7 protein-coding genes are annotated in these 9,327 nt (G+C 50.9%); all 7 read right to left on the minus strand.

What is annotated here, in order from left to right:
* Window positions 1-1,035, minus strand: a 1,035-nt coding sequence (locus A0129_RS14980; RefSeq protein ID WP_291716210.1) for an RNA-directed DNA polymerase, incomplete at its 3' end; no start/stop codon positions are given.
* A gap of 534 nt (window positions 1,036-1,569) precedes the next feature.
* Window positions 1,570-3,252 (minus strand): restriction endonuclease subunit S, encoded by a 1,683-nt coding sequence (locus tag A0129_RS14985; protein ID WP_291716211.1) that lies wholly within the window; start codon window positions 3,250-3,252, stop codon window positions 1,570-1,572.
* The gene (locus tag A0129_RS14990; RefSeq protein ID WP_291716212.1) at window positions 3,249-4,697 is read right to left on the minus strand and encodes a class I SAM-dependent DNA methyltransferase; all 1,449 of its coding nucleotides are present in this window, start codon (window positions 4,695-4,697) and stop codon (window positions 3,249-3,251) included. Before A0129_RS14990 ends, A0129_RS14985 begins: the two co-directional genes overlap by 4 nt.
* A gap of 5 nt (window positions 4,698-4,702) precedes the next feature.
* A complete protein-coding gene (locus tag A0129_RS14995; protein ID WP_291716213.1) occupies window positions 4,703-5,890 on the minus strand; it encodes a restriction endonuclease in 1,188 nt (395 codons plus the stop codon).
* Window positions 5,891-5,904: 14 nt separating this feature from the next.
* On the minus strand, window positions 5,905-8,262 hold the full coding sequence (gene hsdR / locus A0129_RS15000; RefSeq protein WP_291716216.1) for an EcoAI/FtnUII family type I restriction enzme subunit R: 2,358 nt from the start codon (window positions 8,260-8,262) through the stop codon (window positions 5,905-5,907).
* A 243-nt stretch (window positions 8,263-8,505) separates the two neighbouring features.
* Entirely contained in the window at window positions 8,506-9,063 is a 558-nt protein-coding gene (locus A0129_RS15005) for a hypothetical protein (RefSeq protein WP_291716214.1), read from the minus strand.
* Window positions 9,060-9,327, minus strand: a 268-nt coding sequence (locus tag A0129_RS15010; protein ID WP_291716215.1) for a hypothetical protein, incomplete at its 5' end; no start/stop codon positions are given. The genes A0129_RS15005 and A0129_RS15010, both read right to left, overlap by 4 nt.

Raw genomic sequence — 9,327 nt, forward strand, 5'->3', positions numbered from 1 at the left:
GTCAACAAGCCTGCTGAAGGCAGTGATGTACCTTTTTGCGACTTTGTCCCAGTGCTTTGGCGTCTGATCTGCAAAGTGCTCTTTGAACCGTCGCCAAAGCAACTTTTCTATCTTCTTCTTTGGATCACTATCGGGGTCGATATTGGCGAAATCATCGAGCTCCAAGTTTTTCGTGATCAAGAAGTCGTGCTCGGCATCCTTGGTATCCAGAATTGCAGTTTTCGACAGATTCAGTGCGAGCCCTCTGCTCTTCAGCATATCTGACACAGCGCTGATTGTTGATATTGCCTCTTTTCGGGAATCTACACCTATTGTTATGTCGTCCATCCATCTCGCGAATGAGTCCTTGGTCTTCTTCTGAAGTACCTCGTCGATCTCAAACAAAAACGAGTGGGCGAGCAGCCTAATCGCCTCTATATTGGCCGTTGGAAGTCCTTTTCCTGAGTATGGAAGGTAGTCCGGTGTCCACGACACTCCTTCAATGATCTGAAAGAGTAGGTCAACGATCACCTCATTAGTTTTGACGTGAGATAGAAAAACCTTTCTCAGTTCAGGAAGAGAGATGGAGTCGTAGTAGTTCGATAGGTCAGTTACTACTAGTAACTCCTTCTCTTCATTGAACTTGTAGATGGTCTTCTGAAGCTGCTTCCATTGCTCCTTGAATGGGACGCCGTACTCCATCCCCTCATGTGGCTTCTTTACGTTGTGCTTGTCGCGCGAGTAAAACGCGTTGGCAGATGGCTGCTTGGCAATGATTTGATCCGCAACGCTTTCGACAAGCACTTGCAATATGAGGGCGTCTGCTGGACTCGGGATTACCATGTGTCTGCAGACGCCGAACTTCTTCTCGATGCGGTAGATGAGCGGAGCGACTGGTTTGTAGGTTCCGTTCAGGATGTCATTCCGGATGGCGATAGCTCGATCTTCGATGTTGAAGTTGAAGTCGTAATGATCGAAGAGGTCCTTGATATCCAGATTTCTGAGCTGGTTCCGGACGATCTTGCGCCAGACGCTGCTTACGGCGTCTTTATCCAAAATGCCACTCAGCGCATCTTTGCGAAGGTGGCGAAACCGCTCAGTATGCATTTGAGAGGCCTAACCGTGAAGATGACCGGCCTGTGCGGCTTTTCGAGCAGGCCTGATGGATTGATGGGTTAGCCCGCGGTGCGCTTTCTGTGCGTAGGACATCAAATTCATCATCGGAAATTTCTCGATCTTCATATGGGAAGTTGTCGGTAATCACGATTGGGGGCACCAAGGATTCAATTCGATTCAGGTAGCCAACCAAAGCAGCGTTGGGTAGATAGGTTAGGGTTAAACATCTGCAAGTTGTTCATGACTCAATGGACAGTTTTCTAAAAGGCCGCGGCACTGAAGTAAGTTAGCGCCACCATATACGGAAGTAACCATATTAAAAGGCGCGGGTGAGTGCTTATGTGCACACCATGTAGTTTCGACCAAAATTCGGTCGAAGCGGTCGCTTGGTTTTATTAATTACGAAAGTCTACAAAGTGGTTTCAAACTGAGTATGGATAACGCTAGGTTTTCTGGTTAGATCTAAGTCAAACCCTACCAAGCTGCTTCCAGCGCCGATTCGATCAGAGTGTCGGCCAGGGCGGCTTGCATCTGTTGGGCGGTAACTAGGTCAGCCTTCAGGTGGTCACAAAGGGCCATCAGTTCATCGACTTTTGCGACGATTCGCTGCTGTTCATCTTTTGGAGGTAGCGCTATCACCGTATCGGCAATGTTTCGCAACGCCAATTTGGGTTGCGCTTGTTGATTAGCTTTGTCAAGAAACTGGATTTTCACGTAGGGCGAGGAAAGGATCATTCTTAATCCAAGTCGATCAAGATGACTGAAAGAGAGCTTCGCCGCATTTTCAGTCAAATTCATCCCATCAAAGGATTGTGGAACGCACCCCACTTGCCCAATTGTTCCGGCGATCGTCACATAAAGATCGTCGGTGCTAATCGTGTATCGGGCAATCTCGGCGTATGTGACTTCGTCTATGTATTTCAAGTCATCACGAAGAATCGTTCCGTTCTTCATGTTGGTTACCTGAATATAAATATGCTCAGTTGGGACTGGCGAATAATTGTGTCCTGCGGGAAGACGTTTCCCGCCGCGAATCACAGCAATTGACCCGACTTTCACCCACTCCCAACCGTCAGGCAGCACAAACGGTTGCTCCTTCTCACCCACTGGCGGCAAGGGCTTCGATTGTTTGAAAACGCCTTCTGCCTCCAATCGAGCCCGCTCTTGCTTAATTTGCTTGAGCAGTTCGCTCGCCGGTTCGTCGTTTGGGTCTTGCGGCACAAGTTTGCCCATCACTGCCAGTTGCAGTATGGTCTGCTTGAGCACTTCGATGCTGGCTTCGGTGGCAAATAGGGTGTTGAAGTGTTCGGCAAGGCGTTGCCAGTTGGTGGCGAAGTCGGACGCATTGGTGTTTTGAATAAGCGTGCCGAGCAGGGTCTCTACTAGCCGGGCATGGGCGCTAGCCGCATCTGCCTGCTCAGCCTCCAACCGGTCACAAAGCGCCATCAGTTCAGCGACTTTGGCGACGATACGGTGTTGTTCGGCGAGGGGCGGAACGGGAACTAGGAACGGTTCGATGTCACTTTTTGAAACAGCCACGAAAGTGGTCCCGGTTGCCAACATTTCAAGAGCCGTTCGCCGAGCCTGAACCACCAGCAGGAGGTATTCAGTGGGAACCCCTCCCAAGGGCCTCAATGCCGCTAACCCTCGTCCAATACAGCATCGGTATTGTGCAACGTTTGTAGGGCCTACAGGTGCCCTTACAGACAGCAATACATCACCATTGTCAGCGTATTTTGTTGGTTCAGTACACCAATACCTGGCAGTCGGATATTTTGCGCCAAAGTCAGCTTTGCCTTGAAAGAAAGGAATTCCATCGCCCAATTGGTTGTAATGCTCCGACGACGGACTCTGGCCCATCTCTAATAAACAGAAATGACCAAGGCGAACCCATCTCCAGTTGTCTGGCAAATGGAATGGTCGCTCATTCTCACTGACGGTCGGTTTCACTTTCGATTTTTTACACGTACCTTCGGTTTCTAGACGAGCCTTTTCTTGCGCAATCTGCTCGAGCAATTTGCTCGCTGGTTCATCAGCAGGGTCTTGCGGCACCAGCTTGCCGCGCACCGCGAGTTCCAGAATCAACCCTCTCAGCTTCTGAATCCCATCCGATGCCGAGGCCAGCAATGGAAGATGTTCGCTTAATACCACGCTCACGCCCTACCCTCCAGCGCTTCAGTCAGCGCGGCCTTCAATTGGTTGCGGGTAGCTGTAATGCGCTGCTGCAACTGAGCGTAGTCGGCCAGCAGTTCGTCGGGGTCGTGGCTGATCTGATCGGGGTTGTGCGGGTTCTTGATATCAAGGTTGTAATTGCGTGCCTTAATGTCGTCTGCGCTGACCTTCCATGCGAATTCGTTTTCAACCCGATTCCCCCACCAGGCCTTTTCTACCTCAAATTCCTCTATGCGCATCGGCTTAGTCTTGGAATAGCTCTTGTAGCCGGCGGGATAGGGGTGTTCGTAGAACCAAGTTTCAGTGGTTGGCGTACCTTTGGTGAAAAAAAGCAGATTGGTCTTGATCCCGGTGTAGGGGTTAAAGACGCCATTGGGTAGGCGCACAACGGTGTGCAGGTCGCAGGTCTCCAACAACAGTTCCTTGATCCGCGTCTTGATGCCCTCGCCGAACAGCGTGCCATCAGGCAGAACCACTGCAGCGCGGCCGCCGTCCTTGAGTAGGTGCATGATTAGTACCAAAAACAAGTCGGCAGTTTCGCGGGTACGGAAGTTGGCCGGGAAGTTATTTTCGATGCCATCTTCTTCCATGCCGCCGAAAGGCGGATTGGTGACGATCACATTGACCCGGTCACGCGGACTATAGTCGCGCAGCGGGCGAGCAAGCGTGTTGTCGTGGCGGACGTTGGTCGGTACATCGATGCCGTGCAGGATCATGTTAGTGGTGCAAAGAAGGTGCGGCAGCGGCTTCTTCTCGACGCCATAGATCGATTCCTGCAGCAACTGCTCCTGTTCGACGGTCTTCACGTGCTGCTTGCGCACATATTCGATGGCGCAGGTCAGGAAGCCACCAGTACCGCAAGCCGGGTCCAAAATTTTCTCGCCGAGTTGCGGGGCCACCATGTCGACCATGAACTGAGTTACCGGGCGCGGGGTGTAGTACTCGCCAGCGTTCCCGGCGTTTTGCAGGTCGCGCAGGATTTGCTCATAGAGGTCTCCAAACAGGTGGCGGTCCTGTGCCTTGTTGAAGTCGACGCCCTCGACGATCTTGTTGATGACCTGCCGCATCAAGTGACCGGACTTCATGTAGTTGTAGGCATCCTCAAAGACACCACGAATCACATAGCCGCGCTTGTCGCTACCGACCGGTTGTAGGTTCTTCAGGGTCGGGAAAAGCCGATTATTGACAAATTCGAGCAGATCGTCGCCGGTCATGCCCTCGGCGTTCGCTGCCCAGTTACGCCAGCGTAGTGCCTCGGGAATTGGCGAACGGTAGTCGTCATTGAGCAGTTCGTACTCAGTTTCCTTGTCGTCGTAGATCTTGAGGAAGAACATCCAGACAAGCTGGCCGATCCGCTGGGCGTCTCCATCGACGCCGACATCCTTGCGCATGATGTCTTGGATTGATTTGATAGTGCTGCTGATAGACATAGGGGTTACTGTACTTCTTGAATTTGTGTTTCTGGATCGTCACCAGCGAAGTAGCTTTCATCGATCTCGATCAGGGTTTGCGGCTTCTTTTTAACGCCAACCCCATGTTTCAGCAGCAACTCGATAACCTTATCTCCGTCGATCAAGGTAATTGGGGCTGCGCCCGGGAACAACGCTGCATCCTTGCAGCCCTGTGCAAAACCACCTGTCGTGATAATAGTTCCACGGATGGCACTATGGTAAGGCAGGGCACCACGCAATTGATCTAAAACAGGACGGCTAATATTGCCTTTGTGACGTTTGACCTGCACCACTTCTTTAATTTGTGTAATGCCGAATTGGAAGCTGGCTACAACATCGACGCCTTTATCACCACTTTGCTTAGTAACAACCACGTCCTCGTAATCCATAGCTTCGAGAAGATCCTTGATCAGCATTTCGAATCGGTACGGATTCATTTTCTCTAAGCGTTCCCGCAACTCCTTGGTTTGAGCGTCGTTATAATTCTTGATGGCGCCCAGTACTGCAAGGTGTGGGCGTTGAACCTCTGCTGGCCCTGTGGGGGCTGCATAGGAAATTCCCTTGTCGGTAATAGTGTAGGTGTTACCCTCGCGAGCGACATAACCACGCTCAACAAGATTCAGCAGGCGCCGACGCAATGTGTCTTTGAAGGTTGAAGCCGTTCCGTAGTTGGAGTTTTCAAGGAGGAATTCAGACCATTCGTCCAGCAAGTCGCCTCTCTTTGCGGGAGAACGCGCCGCGAGAATAGAAAGTAGCTGCGGCAGGCCCTCTTCTTCATCCAGTCTGCGCAAAACCTTTGGGTCGTTCAAGATGAAGGCATCGCCATCCGGCGTGATTTGGTAGATACCCTGTATATCGGGCGTCAGAAGCAGAAAGGTATTGATGAAAAGGTAGGAGCCGTAGATGTGCCGAGGATTTACAGTTCCTTGGCTATCAGCCCAGATCTTTTTTGCGAGTTCCTTATGGGCACCTTGCAGACGCTGATCGATCCATTCGTTCGGCTGACTCCAATCTACGTTTGCTTGCGGCGTGCCGGTCTGATCGAAAAGTGCCTTAATCATGCCCCAGACAGCATCTTTCGATACTCCGGCGAGGATTTTTGTCAGCAGCTGAACTTCCGAATAAAGGGGGAAAAGCGGGGTGCGAACGATGAAATGCTTGGCTTCAGGCATAAGTTTTTGCTCTTTTAAGCGCTGTAAAGAAGGGACTCAAGTTCTTTGACAGCTTGTAGGTACTTCGGCTTCCCGCCAAAAGCGCCGACTAGTTCAGGGGCAGTCCCTAACTTGGAAAATGGATCGATGGTCAGGATATTAATGTCTTCAATGCTCTCAATTCCAGCGTCCGCGTACTTATCGAGCAGTGCATTCAGGACGGAACGGGCTTGCTCGCCATATTTGGCGAATACGTCCTTCTTCTTGACCAATTCAGCTCTATCCTTTCGGGTTAGCGCCGGTCGATCGAAAGCAACGTGGCAGATCAGATCGAACGGATCGAAGGTCTTGCCTTGTTTCTTGCCCACCTCTTCGGCTAGCGCCTCAAGCAGGACACCTTGGGCCTCAAGCTCTTCGATCAGAGCCCTCTTCTTCTCAGTATCAGACCAGCGACGCAAGAAATCACTCAGCGAGGCAAATTCTTTGCGGACTGCCTTGCGGGTGTAATCCTTGAGCGATTCCGTAATCAGTTTGCCATCTTGGCTGTAATACTGCACCCGTTCCGCAACAACATAGACGCTGACCTCGCCACCAAGGACATATTTGATCCGTTTTTCCCCAGGCTCATCAGGTGGTAAAGGCTGGTCTGACGTTAGTTCTTCACCATCACCGGTCGGCGGTTCATCCATCGATTCTTCGGGGGGAACGGGGGGATCCTCAGGGGCAGGCTCAAACACTTGTACAGGGTCGCCATCAAAGGCCGAATCGGCGAACAGCTCAGTCGCCTTTTTGAAATCCATTATGGTGAACCAGAACTTGCCGTAATCCTCGTTAATACGGGTACCACGGCCAATGATCTGCTTGAATTCGGTCATCGACTGGATACGTTGATCCAGAACGATCAGCTTACAGGTCTGTGCATCGACACCGGTCGTCATCAACTTGCTAGTAGTGGCAATCACCGGGTAGCGGCTTTCCGGGTCGATGAAATTGTCGAGTTCAGCCTTGCCTTCCTGCTCGTCGCCAGTAATCCGCATCACGTACTTGCGGTTTTCCTTAACGCGATCTGGATTGAGATTTACCAAGGCTTGGCGCATCCTCTCTGCATGATCGATATCTTCACAGAACACTATGGTTTTTGCGTAGGGATCAGTGGCCAGCAGGAATTCAGTGATCTTTTTGGCGACCAGTTCGGTCCGCTTTTCAAGTACGAGGGAGCGGTCGAAATCCTTCTGGTTGTAGATCCGGTCCTCGATCAGGTTGCCGTGTTTGTCGGTCTGCCCCTTTGCAGGTCGCCAGCCTTGCATGTCCTTGTCGATATCGATACGGACGACCTTGTAAGGGGCGAGGAAGCCGTCATCGATCCCCTGCTTGAGCGAGTAGGTGTAGACCGGCTCGCCGAAGTAATGGATATTGGAAACCTCTTTGGTTTCCTTTGGGGTCGCTGTCAAACCGATCTGGGTCGCACCGGAGAAGTATTCGAGAATTTCCCGCCAAGCTGAATCTTCGGCAGCACTGCCGCGATGACATTCGTCGATGATGATCAGGTCGAAGAAGTCCGGCGAGAACTGCTTGTAGATATTCTTCTCTTCTTCGTTCCCGGTAACGGCTTGATAGAGCGACAGGTAGATTTCATAAGCCTTGTTTGCCTGCCGCTTCTCAATCTTGGTCATGGCTTGACCAAAGGGCTTGAAATCATTGGTACGGGTCTGATCGATTAGGATGTTGCGGTCTGCAAGAAACAGAATGCGCTTCTTGATCTTCGATTTCCACAGCCGCCAAATGATCTGGAAAGCAGTGTAGGTCTTGCCGGTACCTGTCGCCATAACCAACAGAATGCGATCCTGACCAAGAGCGACAGCCTCTACGGTGCGATTAACTGCGGTGACCTGATAGTAACGTGGAATGCGGCCGGAGCCATCGTCGTAATAAGGGGTTTCAACGGATATCACTGCTTCGCCAGCCAAACCTTTCCAGGCGCAGTAACGCTGCCATAGTTCACTTGGCGATGGGAATTCGGCCAGCGTCAATTCGGTTTCCGTAATGGCTGCGCTACCGGTGCGGTCATGAAAGAGAAAGCCGCTTCCGTTGCTAGAAAAAACGAAGGGAATGTCGAGCGTTTCGGCGTAGTCCAAGCCTTGCTGAATGCCCGCACCCAAACTGTGCGTTTGATCCTTTGCTTCGATCAGAGCAATTGGCTGGTTGGGTTTGTAATACAGCATGTAGTCGGCCCGCTTACCCTTGCCTCTGCTGTGCAGTTTGCCACGCACAATGATGCGACCCTTCGTGAAGCTGACTTCCTCTCGGATCTGGGTTTGTAGGTCCCAGCCAGCCGACACCAAAGCGGGAGTGATGTATTTACTGCAAACGTCGCGTTCAGATAGCTTGGGCATGGCTGCTTGTTTCTGATTTTGGGGCGGAGAAATCATCATAAGGGGGAATCGTAAGTTTGAGCGTTTGCGACGGTAGTTCGTTTGAAGTTTCGATGCAGCTCACCGAGCGAAAGAGTTTTCAACACTTTATGCAAGTTCACTGTACCCTTTAGATCAGTTGATTGTCGAGATTGGCCGAAATTCGGCCGAAGCTGACTTGTGACTGTCGACTAAGAACGTCTTAAAAAAAGCGCTTATGTTTGACTATCCAGCGCAACGCAGAGGAAAATTGCCAGAAGCCATTACCTTGCCCTCAATTCTACGAATTAAATCGTGAATTCTGTATGAGTGGTCGAAAGTTTTACTCGCGATCCATCCAAGAAGGTAGCCAGATGAGTATCCGGCCGGAACCAACGTAAGGAAATCGGCTGCAGTCGTTGTCCAGATCCAGCTAACCACTCCTGTGCCGAAAAGCAGCGTGGCAAACAAAATCATATTGGCGTACTTGTGCGGAAGCACTTTTGTACAACTCACTTCAATCGCTCCATCCTTTCGTTCCAAGCGCAAATTGCAAGCATTTGCAATTCTTCGGCTCTTTTTATCGGTGAGGCCGGAAAAAATAAGCAAGTCGACTCCTTCTGACAAGATCCTCGAACTTGAGGTTTTGGTGATGTCAGATGTGTGTATGTCTTCGAGGGTAGTTAATCTTTTTCTAAGCGATTTTCGATAGAGTCTTTCGAATTCGTGGGGTGACGCAGCTTTGGATGCGTATCGAACGTGTTCATCGATCAGCCTGAGGAAATCCTTATCAGATTGCTTCACGCCCTTCTCCTTTTGGCCCCTTCGGAAATGATAGTAGAGCGTCTCAATACTTGGTCTCGAAAGCCCACAAATGCCAAATGCAGTGCCTCTGGAGACAGGGTGTCGATTTTGATTTGATGGGTTTGAATTGTCTCGGCCAGTAACCGAAACGCAGTTTTCTCTGCTTCTAAAAATTCGGCGTTCCCAAGCATTTGGCCAACACCCGATTTGCCCAAAACCAGAAACGGTATGTCTACACCATGAACTTCAAGCGCCTTGAAATAT

The sequence above is a fragment of the Limnobacter sp. CACIAM 66H1 genome (assembly GCF_001601825.1).
Classification (GTDB): Bacteria; Pseudomonadota; Gammaproteobacteria; order Burkholderiales; family Burkholderiaceae_B; genus Limnobacter.